This is a genomic window from Lutispora sp. QWL-02 (assembly GCF_058315355.1).
In genome coordinates, this window is sequence record NZ_CM177762.1 from 1,015,148 (window position 1) to 1,032,377 (window position 17,230).

The 17,230-nt window shown below is 41.8% G+C and carries 17 protein-coding genes; all 17 read left to right on the top strand.

Annotation, left to right across the window (positions count from 1 at the left end; genetic code table 11):
* The first annotated feature begins 131 nt into the window (after positions 1-131).
* The 17 genes from AC4HCY_RS04510 to AC4HCY_RS04590 all read left to right on the top strand — a co-directional run bounded on the left by AC4HCY_RS04510 (position 132) and on the right by AC4HCY_RS04590 (position 17,074).
* Positions 132-2,060: a sigma 54-interacting transcriptional regulator gene (locus tag AC4HCY_RS04510; protein WP_255226750.1), complete on the top strand. Its 1,929-nt coding sequence runs from the start codon at positions 132-134 to the stop codon at positions 2,058-2,060.
* Between the two features lie 194 nt (positions 2,061-2,254).
* Complete coding sequence (locus tag AC4HCY_RS04515) at positions 2,255-2,458, top strand: 4Fe-4S dicluster domain-containing protein (protein ID WP_255226749.1); 204 nt, start codon at positions 2,255-2,257, stop codon at positions 2,456-2,458.
* Positions 2,445-3,596, top strand: coding sequence for a 2-oxoacid:acceptor oxidoreductase subunit alpha (locus tag AC4HCY_RS04520; protein ID WP_255226748.1), 1,152 nt, complete (start codon positions 2,445-2,447; stop codon positions 3,594-3,596). The genes AC4HCY_RS04515 and AC4HCY_RS04520 overlap by 14 nt, the downstream gene beginning before the upstream one ends.
* Positions 3,584-4,429 carry a thiamine pyrophosphate-dependent enzyme gene (locus AC4HCY_RS04525; protein WP_255226747.1) on the top strand — a complete coding sequence of 282 codons (846 nt, stop codon included), beginning with the start codon at positions 3,584-3,586 and terminating at the stop codon, positions 4,427-4,429. The genes AC4HCY_RS04520 and AC4HCY_RS04525 overlap by 13 nt, the downstream gene beginning before the upstream one ends.
* Positions 4,419-4,958 carry a 2-oxoacid:acceptor oxidoreductase family protein gene (locus AC4HCY_RS04530; RefSeq protein WP_255226746.1) on the top strand — a complete coding sequence of 180 codons (540 nt, stop codon included), beginning with the start codon at positions 4,419-4,421 and terminating at the stop codon, positions 4,956-4,958. The genes AC4HCY_RS04525 and AC4HCY_RS04530 overlap by 11 nt, the downstream gene beginning before the upstream one ends.
* A 33-nt stretch (positions 4,959-4,991) precedes the next feature.
* The gene (locus AC4HCY_RS04535) at positions 4,992-6,170 is read left to right on the top strand and encodes an aminotransferase-like domain-containing protein (protein ID WP_255226745.1); all 1,179 of its coding nucleotides are present in this window, start codon (positions 4,992-4,994) and stop codon (positions 6,168-6,170) included.
* 16 nt (positions 6,171-6,186) lie between these two features.
* Positions 6,187-7,596, top strand: a complete 1,410-nt coding sequence (locus tag AC4HCY_RS04540) for a sodium:solute symporter family protein (protein WP_323431026.1) — start codon at positions 6,187-6,189, stop codon at positions 7,594-7,596.
* Between the two features lie 41 nt (positions 7,597-7,637).
* Complete coding sequence (locus AC4HCY_RS04545) at positions 7,638-8,141, top strand: SEC-C metal-binding domain-containing protein (protein WP_255226743.1); 504 nt, start codon at positions 7,638-7,640, stop codon at positions 8,139-8,141.
* Positions 8,142-8,379: 238 nt separating this feature from the next.
* Positions 8,380-8,709: a hypothetical protein gene (locus AC4HCY_RS04550; protein WP_323431025.1), complete on the top strand. Its 330-nt coding sequence runs from the start codon at positions 8,380-8,382 to the stop codon at positions 8,707-8,709.
* A gap of 2 nt (positions 8,710-8,711) precedes the next feature.
* Positions 8,712-9,770: a V-type ATPase subunit gene (locus tag AC4HCY_RS04555; RefSeq protein WP_323431024.1), complete on the top strand. Its 1,059-nt coding sequence runs from the start codon at positions 8,712-8,714 to the stop codon at positions 9,768-9,770.
* 1 nt (position 9,771) lies between these two features.
* Entirely contained in the window at positions 9,772-11,733 is a 1,962-nt protein-coding gene (locus AC4HCY_RS04560) for a V-type ATP synthase subunit I (protein ID WP_491095479.1), read from the top strand.
* 189 nt (positions 11,734-11,922) lie between these two features.
* Positions 11,923-12,342: an ATP synthase subunit C gene (locus AC4HCY_RS04565; RefSeq protein ID WP_323431022.1), complete on the top strand. Its 420-nt coding sequence runs from the start codon at positions 11,923-11,925 to the stop codon at positions 12,340-12,342.
* Between the two features lie 11 nt (positions 12,343-12,353).
* Positions 12,354-12,662, top strand: a complete 309-nt coding sequence (locus AC4HCY_RS04570) for a V-type ATP synthase subunit F (RefSeq protein ID WP_323431021.1) — start codon at positions 12,354-12,356, stop codon at positions 12,660-12,662.
* Between the two features lie 13 nt (positions 12,663-12,675).
* Positions 12,676-13,308 carry a V-type ATP synthase subunit E gene (locus AC4HCY_RS04575; protein ID WP_491095480.1) on the top strand — a complete coding sequence of 211 codons (633 nt, stop codon included), beginning with the start codon at positions 12,676-12,678 and terminating at the stop codon, positions 13,306-13,308.
* Positions 13,305-15,101, top strand: coding sequence for a V-type ATP synthase subunit A (locus AC4HCY_RS04580; RefSeq protein ID WP_491095481.1), 1,797 nt, complete (start codon positions 13,305-13,307; stop codon positions 15,099-15,101). The genes AC4HCY_RS04575 and AC4HCY_RS04580 overlap by 4 nt, the downstream gene beginning before the upstream one ends.
* Positions 15,082-16,464 (top strand): V-type ATP synthase subunit B, encoded by a 1,383-nt coding sequence (locus AC4HCY_RS04585; RefSeq protein WP_323431018.1) that lies wholly within the window; start codon positions 15,082-15,084, stop codon positions 16,462-16,464. The genes AC4HCY_RS04580 and AC4HCY_RS04585 overlap by 20 nt, the downstream gene beginning before the upstream one ends.
* Positions 16,454-17,074, top strand: coding sequence for a V-type ATP synthase subunit D (locus AC4HCY_RS04590; protein ID WP_491095482.1), 621 nt, complete (start codon positions 16,454-16,456; stop codon positions 17,072-17,074). Before AC4HCY_RS04585 ends, AC4HCY_RS04590 begins: the two co-directional genes overlap by 11 nt.
* The last annotated feature ends 156 nt before the right edge of the window (positions 17,075-17,230 follow it).

A 17,230-nucleotide genomic window follows, 5' to 3' on the forward strand; every position in this document is an offset into this window, starting at 1 on the left:
ACTTACTTTGCATTTTGTTTAAAATATGAACACAAATAAATTAGTTAAACAAAATAAGAGGAGTATTGTAATTATACCGAGAATATACGTATTGTATGAATATTTAAACATCTATGAGGGGGCTATATATTATGCAGAATCGTATACTTTTCATATCTACTTACAATGAGTTGGCAGAATTAGCCAGAAAGCTATCCAAAGAATTAAAAATAGATATGCATATTTATGAAGGCGGCATAATGAAGGATGGACATATATATGCAAAAGAAAATGAGAAAAACTTTGATGTGATTATAAGCCAGGGGGGTACTGCAGAAGCGGTAAAAAATATAGTAGATATTCCTGTGGTATCTGTTGAAATCAGGTTTATAGACTTTTTGGATGCCATATATAAGGCAAAGCAATATGGGGACAGAATAGGCTTGGTAACATATATGTCGGAAGATATAAAAGACCTTGAAAGGATAAAGACCATCCTTGATATAGATTTTAAGGTTTTTCCCTATAGAACCAAGGAAGAGTTAAAAAAGCAGGTAGATGACGCCACAGCTTTGGGAAAGCTGACTTTGGTAGGAATGGGCGATTGTATCATGGAAACCGCTAAGGTAAGAAACCTTAACGCAGTAGTTATCCAAACCGGAGAAAAACAAGTGAAGGAAGCTGTTATAGCTGCTAAAAACATTTGCAGCCTTGGCTTGAGAGAAAAAGAAAAGGCTGAAAGATTCAAAACAATATTGGATCATTCGGGAGACGGCATAATTGCTCTTGATAGAAATGGTGTAATTATAATATTCAATCCTGCAGCGGAAAAAATATTCGAGCTTAGTGCGGATCAGGTACTGGACAGATCTATAAACAATAATATGAATAGAAAGTATTTGGGACAGATATATGGAGATGGAAGTCATCAGCTAAATAAACTGGTAAGAGTAAATAACAAGCAGATAGTATTGAACCGCCTGCCTATAATAATCGGGAAAGAACGGCGGGGCATGGTCATGACCTTTCAGGAAATCTCCAAGCTTCAAAAGCTGGAACAAAAAGTCAGAACAGAGCTGTATAGAAAAGGATTGGTGTCAAAATATAGCTTTGACGATATCATAGGAGAAAGTCAAATTATAAAAAATACTATCAGCCAGGCAAAAAAGATAGGAAAAACTTCCACTACCATACTAATAGCTGGAGAAACAGGTACAGGCAAGGAACTCTTTGCTCAAAGCATTCATAGTATCAGCCCAAGGAAGGATGGCCCTTTTGTCGCAATAAACTGTGCGGCCTTGCCAGAAAACCTATTGGAAAGTGAGCTTTTCGGATATGAGGAAGGTGCGTTTACAGGAGCGAAAAAAGGAGGAAAAATAGGCTTGTTTGAGCTTGCCCACGGAGGAACTATTTTTCTCGACGAAGTTGGAGAAATGCCCTTAAGCCTTCAGGGAAGGCTCCTGAGAGTCTTACAGGAGAGGGAGGTGCTGCGAGTTGGAGGGGATTATATACTCAATGTAGATATAAGAGTAATAGCTGCCACTAACCTCAATCTATATGAAAGAGTGAAGGAAGGAAAATTCAGGGAGGATCTATACTTCAGATTGAATATATTAGACTTGAGGCTGCCGGCACTTAGAGAAAGGAAAGAAGATATACCCCTGCTCCTGAGGAACTTTATAAGAGAGATGAATGCAAAGCATGATACAAAAATTAAAGATATTGAAGAATCCGGAATGGAGCTTCTAAAAGAATACAATTGGCCGGGCAATATAAGGCAATTGGAGAATTTTACCGAAAAAATGTGTATTCTATCAAATGCTCCAATAATAAATGAGTCTTTGATAGAGCAGCTGCTGGGCAACGGCTTGTATCAAAAGAAGGCGCCGAAGGCAGAAAAAGAGAAGCAAGGTGATACTATTACCTTAGATATAGGCAACCTAAAGGATATTGAGCTCCAAATAATTAAAGAAGCCAGTAAAGTTTTTAAAGGAGACAAAATATTATTGGCAGAAAAGCTGGGTATGAGCAGAACGACCCTATGGAAGAGGCTCAAGGAAATCGAAGATATGGAACAATGACATTGCTGCTCAAGCTCTTGTTTCAAAATTCAACAAAGTTTATAAATTTGTTCATATTTGACATACAATTTATATCAATATGGCTCTCTCAGCCTATGAACGGTTGGGAGAGCCATATTGCTGAATTGGTATACTATTTGCTATACATATAATGTGATAGAGTTTATTCATACATAGAGAGTGAGGTCAAAAATATGAGCATGATAAGTATTAGGAAAGATTGGTGCAAAAGATGCGGAATCTGCATAGAATTTTGTCCTGTAAAAGTATTTGCTCAAGAAGCAGATGGCACTCCGGTACCACAAAATCAAGATAAATGCACGGTTTGCAGGCTCTGTGAATTGAGATGCCCGGATTTTGCAATCAAAGTGGAGGTGACGGAAGATGAGTCAAAATAAAAGCCTTAGATTCATGCAAGGGAATGAAGCTATTGCAGAAGGAGCTTTTGCAGCTGGAGCAAGATTTTATGCCGGCTATCCTATCACTCCTTCTTCGGAGGTAGCAGAAATAGCTTCAAGGAGGCTTCCGCAGTTAGGCGGTCTTTACGTCCAGATGGAGGATGAAATAGGCAGCATGGCTGCAATCATAGGAGCTTCTGCGGCCGGAAAGAAATCCTTTACCGCTACCAGCGGTCCCGGTTTCTCCCTTATGCAGGAGAATTTAGGAGTAGCTGTTATGGCTGAAGTGCCATGTGTGATTATTAATGTTCAACGTTCTGGCCCAAGCACAGGCCTTGCAACCAAGCCTGCTCAAGGAGACTTTATGCAGAGCCGGTGGGGAACTCATGGAGACCACGGTATAATCGTTATTTCTCCGTCAACTGTGGAGGATTGCTATTATCTGATGGTTAAAGCATTCAATCTGTCAGAGAAGTATCGTACTCCTGTAGTTTTTTTAGCTGATGAAATAATAGGGCATATGAGGGAAAAAGCTGTCATAAGGGAAATAAATCCCGAAGAGATAATAAACAGAAAGTTTCCAAAATGTGATCCTAAGGATTATAAGCCTTTTGAGAGGGAAGAGGATGGTATAGCACCTTTAGCCTCCTACGGCAGCGAATATATAGTGAGATTATCAGGCTCAACACATAATGATGCAGGCTTTCCTGACAGCAGGCCTGAAAATGCCGATAAGTTTATCAGGCACTATACAGACAAAATTGAAAAGAACAAAAAAGATATTACAATCATAAGAAAATATAACCTGGAAGATGCAGACTACGCTATAATCACCTTCGGATGTACTACGCGCTCCGCCCTAGAGGCTATGGATGTGATGCGCAAAGAAGGCAAAAAGGTTGGTGTATTGCAGTTGGTTACGCTATGGCCCTTTCCTGATGAGGAAATAGATGAGATATGTGCTAGGGTCAAAGGTATAGTAGTGCCTGAGCTTAATTTGGGTCAATTGATTAGAGAGGTAGATAGGGTAAACAGCTATCCCATTCCCGTAGTAGGGGTCAATAAGGTGAACAGTCTGTCTATCAGCCCTTATGAAATAATTGAAAAGGTAGGGGAGATGGAAAAATGTCAAAAATAAAATATGATGACTATTTAATTAAAGAAAAACTTCCTTTATTCTGGTGCTCAGGCTGCGGAAACGGAACAGTGCTGGGAGCAATTCTTAGAGCTTTTGCCACATTGGAATTAGATAAAAAAAATACGGTAGTGGTTACCGGGATCGGATGCTGGGGAAAGGCAGATGATTATATCAGCACCAACACCTTTCATGGAACCCACGGCAGAGCGCTATCCTTTGCTACCGGAATCAAGCTGGCTAATCCAAAGCTTAAAGTCATAGCCTTGATGGGTGATGGTGACGGCGCCACTATCGGGGGAAATCATCTTATACATACGGCGAGAAGAAATGTAGATATTACAGCAATCGTAGTCAATAATTTCAATTATGGAATGACAGGAGGACAGTATTCGGGTACTACTCCTGAAGACTCATATACAGCTACCTCCAGGTATGGGCATATAGAGCCGGGCTTTGATTTATGCAAGCTGGTAGAAGCCGCCGGTGCCCCTTATGTGGCAAGAGGATCTGCTTATAATGTTGTACAATTGGAGAAACTGATTAGAGATGGAATTGAAAAAAAAGGATTTTCCTTTATTGAGGCAATTTCACCCTGCCCTACTCATTTTGGCCGCCTCAATGGAATGAGGACTGCTCCTCAGATGCTGAAATGGATAAAGGAAAATTCAGTCGCAATAAGCGGTGCGGAGAAGTTAAGCCGGGAAGATAGAGAAAAGAAGTTTATAATGGGCAAATTTACAGATAAGGATATACCGGATTACAGCCAAAAATATCAAAGCATAATAGAAAGCTGTACAGCCGAAGCTGGAGGAGGCATAAATAATGAAATATAAATGGCAATTGATATTAAGCGGCGTCGGAGGCCAGGGACTTATCGCCTGCGGAGGGCTTATAGCTGAGGCTGCTATTTTATATGAAAGTAAATATGCCACACTGTCATCTTCTTATGGAGTGGAGACAAGAGGAACCTTTACTAAGTCAGATGTTATAATAAGCAATAAAGAAATATACTATCCGGAGGTAATGAAAGAAGATATAGTATTATCTTTGGCTCAGGTAGCCTATGATAGATATGTATCTAAAGTTGATTCTGATGCCTGCTTAGTGTATGATAATAGCCTGATCGCAGAGCCAAAGGAATCGAAGGCAAAACAATATGGCTTCCCCTTTACTGACCTTGCAAGAGAATTGGGAAATACTACTGTAGCAAATGTAATAGCCCTCGGAACCATAATAAAGCTTACGGGCATTTTGACAGAGGAATCCCTGCTAAATGCTATAGAAGACGCGTATAAGGAAAAGCCTAAAGTTATGGAATTGAATATCAAAGCCTTTAAAAAGGGCGTAGAGATTGCTCAATAGCAGCAGAGTTTCAATAATTGGAGGGTTAGAATTATGGAGATAAAATATGCAGATAGAGTTGACAGCATAAAGCCGTCAGCTATAAGAGAACTCCTAAAGCTCACACAGCAACCTGGAGTCATATCCTTTGCAGGCGGGCTGCCGGCTCCTGAATCCTTTCCTATAGAAGAAATGAAGCGGATAAGCGTCAAGGTATTGGAAGAGCAAGGGAGATCGGCTCTGCAATACAGTACCACAGAAGGATATCAGCCTTTGAGAGAATTCATTGCAAAAAGAATGAATAAATCCGGTATTGATATAAAGTCGGATCAAATATTGATCACAAACGGATCTCAACAGGGATTGGATTTCAGCGGCAAGCTGTTCATAAATGAAGGAGATGTAGTCATTTGTGAAAGCCCCAGCTATGTAGGAGCATTAAATGCTTTCAGAGCTTATATGCCTAAGTTTGTGGAAGTTCCAATGGATGATGAAGGCATGAAAATAGATGATTTGGAAAAGGCGCTGATTGAAAACCCGAAAACAAAATTCATATATGTAGTGCCTACTTTCCAAAACCCTACCGGAAGAACCATGAGCATAGAAAGAAGAAAACAGCTTATCCAGCTGGCTTGTGAATATAATGTTCCGATAATTGAGGATAATCCCTATGGAGAACTGAAATTTGGGGATGAAGAAATACCGCCTGTTAAGCATTTTGATACAGCAGGCATAGTGATATATTTAGGAACCTTTTCCAAGACATTTTGTCCTGGGCTAAGAATAGGTTGGGTAGCAGCTTCTCCGGACATTGTAAGGAAGTATGTTCTCGCAAAGCAGGGGGCAGATCTTCAAACAAATACCATGTCTCAAATAGAATTGGCTAAGTTTATCGAATTGTATGATTTTGATGAACATGTGGAAAGGGTCAGAAACATATACAGAAATAGAAGGGATGCTATGTTAAATGCCATGAAGGAAGAATTTCCTGCAAGCATAAAATATACTTACCCTGATGGCGGCATGTTTACCTGGGTTGAGCTTCCCAAAGGAATAGATGCGGCAGATATATTGAAAAAATCCTTGGAATGCAAGGTAGCCTTTGTGCCGGGGTCATCCTTTTATCCTAACGGAGGAAATGAGAACCATTTCAGATTGAATTACGGCACAATGAGCGAGGATTTAATAGCGGAAGGGATTAAGCGATTGGGGAAAGTCCTTAGAGCTTTATAGATAGGGTGATAATATAATGTTGACATTAACATATCAGCACATAATAGGGATAGTATTTACGCTGTTTCTGATTACTCTGGTAGGAGCTTACTCCGGCAGAATGGTAAAAAATTCGTCGGATTTCTCTGTGGGAGGCAAAAAAGCCGGTGCGGGAATCATTACCGGGACTATTATGGGCACATTGGTTGGAGGGGCGTCTACAATAGGTACTGCACAACTGGCCTTTCTATATGGATTCTCAGCCTGGTGGTTTACCTTAGGAGCAGGAATTGGATGCCTAATTCTTGCATTGTTTTTCTCAGGTCCTCTACACAGGAGCGATAAGGAAACTGTACCCCAGATACTGGCTGAAGAATTCGGAGGATTGGCAAGGCCTATCTCAAGCATATTCGTATCCTTGGGAACCTTCTTGAACATAATAGCACAAATACTTTCTGCGGTAGCTTTATTGACTTCGATGTTTAAAATCAGCCCCATTGCAGCTTCTGTTATATCAATAATGCTTATGTCCGCTTATGTAATCTTCGGCGGAGTATGGGGGACAGGATTGGTTGGAGTGGCCAAGCTTATTCTTCTATATATATCTGTTATCGCGGGAGGCATCATTGCTGTTACATATGGAGGGGGTATAGGCCATTTTGTTAATACTTTCCCCAGCTTTCCATATTTCAGCTTGTTCGGCCGAGGAGTATGGATAGATGGAGCAGCAGGCTTTTCATTAGTATTGGGAGTTTTGTCCACGCAAACCTATATACAGGCCGTATTATCCGGCAAAACCTTGAGGGATGCCAGAACCGGGTCGCTTATAAGCGCATTTATGATACCCCCCATAGGCATAGCAGGCATATTCATAGGTCTCTTTATGAAGATGAATCATCCTAATATGAATGCAGCCTCGGCTTTTCCCCGGTTCGTACTGGAATATATGAGCCCCTGGCTGGGTGGTATAGTGCTGGCAACACTGCTGGTTGCGGTGGTGGGTACGGGAGCAGGTCTTGCCCTTGGAATAAGCACTATATTTACAAAGGATATATATAAAAATTATATAAATAAAAACGCTGATGATGATAGACTCCTCAAGGTATCGAGATGGGTTATAGTGGTATGCCTTGTCCTGGCTCTGTTATTTACAACAGGGAATGCCAAGTCTCTGATTCTAAAATGGAGCTTCATGTCCATGGGCTTGAGAGGAGCCACAGTCTTCATGCCTCTATGTGCGGCTTTGTTCATGAAAGGCAAGGTGAAAAGCAGTTATGCTATTTGTTCGATGGTCATAAGCCCAATATCGGTAATGCTGGGCAAGATCTTCCTTCCCCAAAGCTTTGATCCATTGTTTCTTGGTGTGACTACAAGCATACTGATCACCATTTTGGGTATGTTTGACTCTGAAAATCATCAAATATTTGAAAACAAATCCTCTTTGTAATATAATATTAGGGTAAATTTACAAAGCAAGGGAGTTGTAATATGAGCTTATTTGAAACTTGGAGAGAAACCGCATATAAAGAAGAGGATCCGAAAATACAAAAGAAGTTTTGGGAAGAATACTTTGACATCGAAAAGGGTATATATGAGAAAATCCTGAACAAGCCTGATGAGGTGGTGAAGGGCTCGGCAAAAGAGCTGGCTGAAGGCTACGGCACAGATGTGCTTCATTTTATAGGCTTTTTGGACGGTATAAACACCAGCTTAAAGGAACCCAACAAGCTTGAAGAGCTTGAAGAAGACTCACAGGTTGAATTGGATATAGATGTAGAAAAGCTCTACTATAATATGCTGGCTGCCAAGGCAAAATGGCTGTACAGTCTGCCCCAGTGGGATAGCATATTAAGCGATGATAAAAGGAAAGAAATAACCAAGAAGCAGAGATTATCCGGCACTGTAATAAAAGAAGAAACTGTGGGAAGAAACGATCCATGTCCCTGCGGCAGCGGCAAGAAATATAAGAAGTGCTGCGGTGCAAATAAATAATTAGCGGCCTCCATAATAAGGAGGCTTTATTTTTTATCCTAAATAGGTATGGTAGCAGCAAAGACCCTGGCATATATAGCATGATATTGGGCACTTTAATTAATGAATACAATGGAAATTAAGGTAATTTAATAATACATCGAATTTAGCCGGCTTTGACTTTTTAAATGAATGATTACATAATTGAAATCATTCCCTATTATAAGTTGTAATTCATTAGATAGAAGCAGGTGGTTTTATGCAAAACAATATGGAAGGAATACTAAAGGATTTGGTTTACATCGACAACATTGCGTCGGATGTGAATGAAAAGAGACATGCAGAGCTTGCGAGTATTGAAGAAAAGTATGCGGCTGAAATTGAAGCTTTGGACAGGCAGCTGGATGAAGAAAAAGCAGCAATGAAAAAACAATTGGAGCAAGCAGTATTGAAGGCTGAGGAAGAGGCAAAGGCCATAGAGAACAGATCCCATTATTCCATAGAAGCCCTGGAGAGAAAATATGTTCAAATCAAGGAAGAAATACTTAACCAGGCAGTTAATAAATTATTTGACATGGAGATGGGTTAAACATGGATCGCATAAGAAGGCATGCAGCGGTTACTGCAAAGATCAAGGCTTTGGAAGGCCGGTTCCTTACCAACGAGGATTATATAAGCTTGCTTAGGATGAAAACTGTAACCGAATGTGCCCGGTATCTGAAGGAAAATACAAGCTACAGCAAGGTTCTGGCAGAAGCAGAAGTCCATACTATCCATAGAGGGGCTTTGGAGGGCTTGATCAAGCAAAGGATAATTGAAAATATGGATAGAATAATGCATTATTACAGTGGCAGCTACAGGGATTTTATCAGAACCTTCTATGCCAAATATGAGATAGAAGATCTGAAGGACCTGGCCAGAGAAGTATATAATAAGAAGGAAATCAAAAATTATGAGGATAATGTTTTCATCGGTAAATTCAGCAAGGTAGAGCCCCGCAAAGTTTTTGAAGCAAAATCAGCCAGGGATATAATACAGGCTTTGAGCCATACTGCATTTTCTAAATATCTATGTCCCTTGCTGGACGAAAACAAGGGGGAAAATCTTTTCAGATTTGAGATGGCTTTGGATATGGCCTATTACAGCATACTGTGTCAGGAATGGGATAGGCTGGCTACTGCAGACCAGGAGACCATCAAGTATGCCTTTGGTATATTTGGAGATATACTCAATATACAGTGGATATACAGAGGGAAAAAGTTCTACGGCATCAAGCCGGAGATACTTTTGAACTATACCATCAAGCTTTATTACAGACTGAGCTTTAAGCAGATAAAAGAGCTATGCTATGAAGAACGGCTCTCAGATTTTTTGGATAAGGCCAGAGAGACCGATTATGGATTTTTGTTCAAAGAAGATGAAACTACAGATATATTTATGGACAGGAGAATGTATAGATACTTGTATTTCAAGCTTAAAAGCCTGGGCAAAAATACAAGCATGAATATAATCAATGCGGTAGCGTATATACTGCTTCTTGAATTTGAGGTCAGGGATATAATTTCCATCATAGAAATAATCAGATATCAGGTGCCTGAGGATCAAGGCAAAAAGTATCTGATAAAAAAATTGAGTAAGGGGGCGATATAGCGTGGCAGTAGAGAAGATGAAAACAGTGGGCATAGTGGGCAGGATTGCAGATATGGATAAGATATGCAGGGCCATCGTATTAAACGGCAGCATGCACATGCTCAATGCCCTTACGGAGATAAACTCCAACTATTTCAAGCTCAGCGCCTCTGAAGAAAATTTAGAAGCAATAGAAGAATCGGCTCAGCTTGTGCCTTACACTGCCGGCAGAGATTTTGCAAAGGATGAAGAGATGATAAAATCCCTGTATGGCATTTTTGATTTTAAGCCTGTTATAAATGCGAGTTCAATTGGGATAGATCACGATTACGGCAAGCTGCTGCAGGAAATAGAAAAAGAATATCATTTTATCAAAGAATTATGGGATGAAGTAGAGGCTAAAAGGAAGCTGGTAGAAGAAAAGAAAAGCTATATAAGAAACTTAAACTATATGAAAGATTTGAATATGGATATAGGCAAGCTGATAAACCTTAGTTATTTGAGGTTCCGCCTTCTTATAGTATCAAGAGAAAATTACGGCAGGCTCAAGGGGAACTATGAAAACATAGCCTCTTTAATATTGAGGCTGGTGACTGTAGACGACAATGTAATAGTGGCTTCAGCCGCACCAAAATCCTTTGATGAGGAAATAGAGAGACTTTTCATATCCCTTAACTATCAGGAATTGAAGCTGCCCTCCGGATATTCGGGTACAGCTCAGGAAATAATCGAAAAGATACAATCTGAGATCAAGGCGATCTTTGACGAAATAAAACAATTGAAGGCTTCGGTGCAAAAGCGCAAAGGGAATATAGGCACCGTCATAAAGAATGCCTACGGTGCCATGGAGTTGGAGAAGAAGGTAGAAAAGGTTAAGAGGGAAAGCGCTATAGGCAAAAAGCTTTTTTTCCTCTTCGGCTATGTGCCTAAGAGCAAGGTAAAAGGCCTTCAAAAGGAGCTGTGGGATAATTTCGGCAGCAATATAATACTGGTGGTAGATGATGCAGCATCCCACGAAACAGCTAAGGCGCCGCCGACCAAATTTAAAAACAACTGGCTCATCAGGCCCTTTGAAGCTCTTATAAGAATGTACGGGCTTCCTTCCTATGATGAGGTGGACCCTACCGCATTCTTTGGGCTGACCTATATGCTGCTCTTCGGCGCTATGTTCGGAGATATGGGACAGGGCCTGATAATTTTGCTGGCAGGATTATACCTGAGGTATAAAAAGCGCAGGGTCAATTTAGGAGGCGTGCTGTCCAGATTAGGCGTCAGCTCTATCATATTCGGCGCACTTTACGGCAGTGTATTCGGTAAGGAAGATCTGATACCTGCATTGCTCATAAGGCCTATGGCCAATATAAATATGATACTTATCTGGGCTGTTGCATTAGGTGTGGTGCTCATGACCGTAAGCTTCATATACAGCTTTATAAATAATTGGAAAAGACATAATCTTGAGGAGGGCTTGCTGGGGCGCGAAGGACTGGTGGGATTCCTGTTTTTCTGGACACTGATCACTGCCGTGGCCAACAGCCAGCTTGGCTTTGTGGCTGTATCCCTTAAGATTTTCATCATTATTATGGCGGTGCTTTTGCTTCTGAATGTATTCAAGCAGCCTATCGCCAATATGCTCAAGGGTTCAAAGAAGCTTTATGATGAAAGCGTTGTTGATTACTATACGGAAGCAGGCTTCGGAGTAGTGGAGACCTTGCTCTCGTTTTTATCGAATACGATATCCTTCATAAGGGTTGGAGCCTTTGCCTTAAACCACGCAGGCTTATATTTGGCCTTTGAGACCATGGCTGAGATGGTCAATTCCGGCATTGGCGGCATCCTGATACTCATCCTGGGCAATGCAGTCATAATAGGCCTTGAAGGGCTAATAGTATTTATTCAGGGCTTAAGGCTTGAATATTACGAACTGTTTTCCAGATATTATTCGGGAGAAGGAGTAGAATATGCTCCTATAAAGTTAAGCTGATGAGTAGGGCGCTGGGGTAAGGATTACGGAAACCACGGATTTACACGGAGCCTTACACGGATTAACACTGAAGGGAACGGATTAGCAGTGAAAAAATGGAGAATAAAAAATAAGGAAGTTAGACCTCTGTCCGTCTACCCTGAGATCTGAGCTCTAAAACCTGAGCTCTAATAATAAGGAGGATGAATCATGTATACTATTGTTGCTATAGCTCTTTTCATCGTGCTGATGACTATCGGATGCGGTGTTATCCTTTTGAAATCAAAGGAAAATGCCGATGGAGGAAAGATTAAGAAAATACTCAAGTTCAGTTTGGGCTCTTATATATCTTTGATCGCTTTGTTTCTGTTCGTATTAGCCCCCAGGGTAGCATTTGCTGCCGCATCAGACGGCTCGGCGTCAGGCCTTGGTTTCATAGCTGCCGCTGTATCAACGGGCCTGGCCACCATCGGAGCCGGATATGCGGTAGGTGCCGTAGGCTCTTCAGCTCTGGGCGCAGTATCCGAAGATCCGGGGATACTGGGTAAAACTCTGATATTCGTGGGCTTGGCAGAAGGTATAGCTATATACGGACTCATAGTGTCCATCATGATACTCGGCAGGATATAGAAGGTGTTTTTATGAAAATGCATCTTATCAGTGATAATGCGGATACCTTGACGGGTTTCAGACTGGCCGGGATAAAAGGCACAGTAGCTCATGAAAGGGACGAAGCACTGGAGGAACTGAAGAAAGCCTGCGATGATCCTGACATAGGTATAATATTGGTTACAGAATCTTTGATGGAAAAGATGGGACCGGAGATTAAAGATATAAAGCTCGATCCCAAGATGCCCATAGTCACTGTGATACCGGATCGGCATGGCTTTAGGAGGGAAAAGGATTATATAACCCGAAGCATAAAAGAATCTATAGGATTAAAGATTTGAGGAGTCTGATATTATGGCAGTAACCGTAGAAGGAAAATTGGAACTGTTTAAAAAAATATTGTTTGAACATATAGAAGAGGACTGGTCCGAGAAAAGAAGTAAACTGATTGAAGCCATGGAAGAAAAGAAAGAAGAAAAGAAAAATGAATTTGAAGAGCGAAAAAGAGCCATTGTTGAAGACGGGGAAAGCAGAGCTGAGGCTAAGAGAAAATCCATCATAGCACAGGTTCAAAGCGAAGCGGATTACCAAATAATGAGGAAAAGAGAGGCTTTGCTAAGCGATTTGCTAAGCTCCTTAAGGGATTGGAGCAGGGAATTCATAAAAACAGATGGATATAAGACTTTTTTGAGCAATAACATAGAGAAGGCTTTCCACATGATGGACGGGAAAGAGCTATTATTCAGCTTCTCAAAAAGAGATATGGATGAGCTTGGCTCCTTTATCAAAGAAAATATAGAAAGATTGAGGAATAACAAAAGTATTGAGCTTATCGAAAGCAGCACGGATATAATCGGCGGATTTACATTGGAGGATAAGAAGAGCGGTGTTTTAGCGGATTTCAGCATCAAAACGCTAATAGACGAAGGCAAGGAATATATGGGCAGGATGCTCTATGAAAAACTGGATGAGGTGTTGAAAGCATGAGCAGCGTGGGGAGTATAACATTAGTCAACGGACCCGTGGTCAAGGCAGAGAACATGGAAAGCTTCAAGATGAGGGAAATGGTTCTGGCAGGAGAGAAAAAGCTTATAGGGGAGATCATATCCATAGATAGCGGAAATGCAACCATACAGGTTTATGAGGAGACTGCCGGATTGAAGGCGGGAGAAGCTGTATATTCCACAGGGAAGCCTCTTTCGGTAAAACTGGGGCCGGGTATAATCGGCAATATTTTTGACGGCATAGAAAGGCCCCTTTTGGACATATATGACAAAGGAACGAACTACATACCCGAAGGCTTGGGATTGGCCTCCATCAGCCTGGATAAGATATGGAAGGTTAAAATTACCGTGGCTGCCGGAGACAAGTTGAAGCCGGGAACTATATTCGGAGAGGTGCAGGAGAGCACTACAGTGACCCATAAGCTTATGGTGCCTCCGAATATGGAAGGGACAGCAGCCTTTGTCGAAAAAGACGGCGAATATGATTTAGAGCATGTACTTTTGATGTTGGATGACGGAGTCAATAAGCATGAGGTCAAAATGTATCAGGAATGGCCGGTAAGAGAGCCAAGACCGGTATTCAAAAGAAACCCCATAGAGAAACTGCTGGTGACGGGGCAAAGGGTTATCGATACATTTTTCCCTCTTGCCAAGGGCGGTACGGCAGCTATACCGGGCGGATTCGGCACAGGGAAGACCATAACTCAGCATCAGTTGGCAAAATGGAGCGATGCGGATATCATCGTATACATCGGCTGCGGTGAAAGAGGAAACGAGATGACAGAGGTTTTGGAGGATTTTCCCAAGCTCAGCGACCCCCGCAGCGGTGAGCCTTTGATGAATAGGACTGTACTCATAGCCAATACCTCCAACATGCCTGTGGCGGCTCGTGAAGCCTCCATATATACAGGCATAACCATTGCAGAATATTACAGGGACATGGGCTATAATATAGCCATCATGGCGGATTCTACCTCCAGATGGGCGGAGGCCTTGAGAGAAATATCCGGAAGGCTTGAGGAGATGCCTGCAGAGGAAGGCTATCCGGCATACCTTCCATCCAGGCTTGCCCAGTTTTATGAAAGGGCCGGAGATGTGAAAGCCTTATCCGGACAGGAGGGCTCCATAACCATAATAGGAGCAGTATCGCCTGCAGGGGGAGACTTTTCCGAGCCGGTGACTCAAAACACCAAGAGGGTAGTAGGAACCTTTCTGGCTTTGGATAAAGCATTGGCTTATTCAAGGCATTATCCTGCCATCAACTGGATCAATTCCTATACGGGCTATATTGCAGACCTACGGGATTGGTACAGGGATAATGTCTCTGACGAAATGCTGGAGCTTAGGGCCAAGATGCTGGGCTTGCTCAGGGAGGAGCATAAGCTGATGGAGATAGTAAAGCTGGTGGGGGAAGACATACTTCCCGATGATCAGAGGCTCATACTGGAAATCTCCAAGGTCATCAAGACAGGATATCTGCAGCAAAATGCCTATCACAAGGAAGATGCCAATGTATCCTTGAAAAAGCAATACGATATGCTTAAGGTCATAGACCGCCTCTATGAAAAAGCTCTGGCAGCAGTGAAAGCGGGCATTCCTATAAGCAAGGTCAAAGACGAAAAGCTTTTTTATGACATAGTATCCATGAAATACAATACTCCTGAAGGTGATGAGGAAGTATTCGGCAATTATATAAAGCAGATAGACTCCTATTTCAGTCTGCTGATTTCCCAGTATGACAAGGGAGGGAAAAAACATGAAAATGAAATATCTTAAGATAAGCAAAGTGGAAGGCCCTCTCATAATTTTAGAAGGGGTTAGGGATGCGGCATATGATGAAATGGTGGAAATAGAAGTAGAAGGACAAAGTCCTAAAAAGGGCAAAGTGGTTCAAATAAACAGAGATAAAGTAATAATCCAGGTATTCGAGGGCACTACAGGAGTATCCTTGAATAATACCAAAGTATCTTTTGCAGGAAAGCCCCTTGAGATATCCCTATCCAAAGAGGTATTGGGAAGAACATTCAATGGGATCGGAGAGCCCACAGACGGTGCTCCTCTGTACTTGGGGAAGAAGTATGATATACACGGGCGCCCGATGAATCCCGTTGCCAGATTTTATCCCAGAAACTTTATCCAAACCGGAATATCTACGATAGACGGACTGACAACTCTCATAAGAGGTCAGAAGCTGCCTATATTTTCGGGGGATGGTTTGCCTCATAACGAACTGGCGGCACAAATCGTAAGGCAGGCAAAGATAACCGAAAGCCAGGAGGATAATTTTGCAGTAGTATTTGCTGCCATGGGCATTAAGCATGGGGAAGCAGAATTTTTCAGAAAAAGCTTCCAGCAATCGGGAGTTCTTAAAAAAGTGGTCATGTATGCAAACCTGGCAGATGACCCTATAATAGAGAGGATTACCACGCCCAGATGCGCTTTGACCGCAGCAGAATACCTGGCCTTTGAAGAAAATATGCATGTTTTGGTCATAATGACCAATATCACAAGCTACTGCGAAGCCTTGAGGGAAATATCCGCATCAAGGGAAGAGGTTCCTTCCAGAAAGGGCTATCCGGGCTATCTTTATTCGGACCTGGCTACACTATATGAACGAGCTGGCATGATGAAGGGCAAAAAAGGCAGCATAACCCAGATACCCATTCTTACCATGCCCAATGATGATATAACCCATCCTGTACCGGATTTGACAGGCTACATCACGGAAGGCCAGATAATACTCTCAAGAGACTTGTACCAAAGGGATATCTATCCTCCTGTAAACGTGCTTCCCAGCCTTTCGAGGCTTATGAAGGACGGAATAGGCGAAGGCTACACCAGAGAGGACCATCCTGATGTGGCGAATCAGGTATTTTCAGCCTATTCCAGGGTGCAGGATATAAGGTCGCTGGCTCAGGTAATAGGAGAAGAAGAGCTTTCGGATACGGACAAAAAATACCTGGAATTCGGCAAACAGTTTGAAAGACGGTTTGTAAAGCAAGGCTATGACGAAAACAGAAATCTTGAAAGAACTCTGGATCTCATGTGGGAGCTTTTAAAAATACTTCCCAAATCTGAGCTCAACAGGGTAAAGCCTGAGTATATAGATAAATATATGGAGGCTCGCAATGGAAAGTAATATTGCTTTTACCAAGAGTAACCTGATGGCAGCCCAATACTCCCTTGAATTATCTTTAAAGGGGTTCGAGCTGCTGGATAAAAAGAGAAATGTTCTGGTTATGAACATGATGGGCTTCATAGACAGGGCTGAGGGAATTCAGCAAAAAATGGGCGAAATATTTAAGGAAGCCTACGAAGCATTGCAGGTTGCCAATATAACCATGGGTATAAGCAGCATAGGGGAAATCGCCCAATCCATACCTGAGACCGCAGGCTTTGATATTATAACCAGAAGCATAATGGGTGTTGAAATACCGGAAGTAAAATTTGAAAGAAAAAGCCTGAATCACTTCTACAGCTTTTATCACACCAACTCCGCCCTGGATGTGGCGTTAAAGAAGTTTCAGGAATTGAAATACCTCATATATGAGCTTTCTGAGGTGGAGGACTCCGTATATAAGCTGGCTATGGAAGTGAAGCGAACTACCAAAAGGGCCAATGCACTTCAGAACATCCAGATACCTAAATACAAGGAAATAGTAAAGGTGATATCCGAGGTGCTGGAAGAAAAGGAAAGAGAAGAATTTTTCCGGCTGAAGGTGGTAAAAAAGAAGAAGGATCAGACTTAATGAAGCTTTATGTAGTATAATATATAGATTGCGACATAAGAGAATAGGGAACGGAAACCACTGAAAGACACGGAATGGGTTCAATCATGCGAAGCATATTATATATAACGTGATAAAAGCCATTCCCAACTGTAATGGCTATAAAATGCGGCTTCG

Bases quoted from the DNA above. Each gene is read 5' to 3' on its own strand.
- AC4HCY_RS04510 (WP_255226750.1), top strand. From the start codon at position 132: ATGCAGAATCGTATACTTTTCATATCTACTTACAATGAGTTGGCAGAA.
- AC4HCY_RS04520 (WP_255226748.1), top strand. From the start codon at position 2,445: ATGAGTCAAAATAAAAGCCTTAGATTCATGCAAGGGAATGAAGCTATT.
- AC4HCY_RS04590 (WP_491095482.1), top strand. From the start codon at position 16,454: ATGGAAAGTAATATTGCTTTTACCAAGAGTAACCTGATGGCAGCCCAA.
- AC4HCY_RS04515 (WP_255226749.1), top strand. From the start codon at position 2,255: ATGAGCATGATAAGTATTAGGAAAGATTGGTGCAAAAGATGCGGAATC.
- AC4HCY_RS04525 (WP_255226747.1), top strand. From the start codon at position 3,584: ATGTCAAAAATAAAATATGATGACTATTTAATTAAAGAAAAACTTCCT.
- AC4HCY_RS04540 (WP_323431026.1), top strand. From the start codon at position 6,187: ATGTTGACATTAACATATCAGCACATAATAGGGATAGTATTTACGCTG.
- AC4HCY_RS04535 (WP_255226745.1), top strand. From the start codon at position 4,992: ATGGAGATAAAATATGCAGATAGAGTTGACAGCATAAAGCCGTCAGCT.
- AC4HCY_RS04530 (WP_255226746.1), top strand. From the start codon at position 4,419: ATGAAATATAAATGGCAATTGATATTAAGCGGCGTCGGAGGCCAGGGA.
- AC4HCY_RS04585 (WP_323431018.1), top strand. From the start codon at position 15,082: ATGAAAATGAAATATCTTAAGATAAGCAAAGTGGAAGGCCCTCTCATA.
- AC4HCY_RS04555 (WP_323431024.1), top strand. From the start codon at position 8,712: ATGGATCGCATAAGAAGGCATGCAGCGGTTACTGCAAAGATCAAGGCT.
- AC4HCY_RS04545 (WP_255226743.1), top strand. From the start codon at position 7,638: ATGAGCTTATTTGAAACTTGGAGAGAAACCGCATATAAAGAAGAGGAT.
- AC4HCY_RS04580 (WP_491095481.1), top strand. From the start codon at position 13,305: ATGAGCAGCGTGGGGAGTATAACATTAGTCAACGGACCCGTGGTCAAG.
- AC4HCY_RS04550 (WP_323431025.1), top strand. From the start codon at position 8,380: ATGCAAAACAATATGGAAGGAATACTAAAGGATTTGGTTTACATCGAC.
- AC4HCY_RS04575 (WP_491095480.1), top strand. From the start codon at position 12,676: ATGGCAGTAACCGTAGAAGGAAAATTGGAACTGTTTAAAAAAATATTG.
- AC4HCY_RS04570 (WP_323431021.1), top strand. From the start codon at position 12,354: ATGAAAATGCATCTTATCAGTGATAATGCGGATACCTTGACGGGTTTC.
- AC4HCY_RS04565 (WP_323431022.1), top strand. From the start codon at position 11,923: ATGTATACTATTGTTGCTATAGCTCTTTTCATCGTGCTGATGACTATC.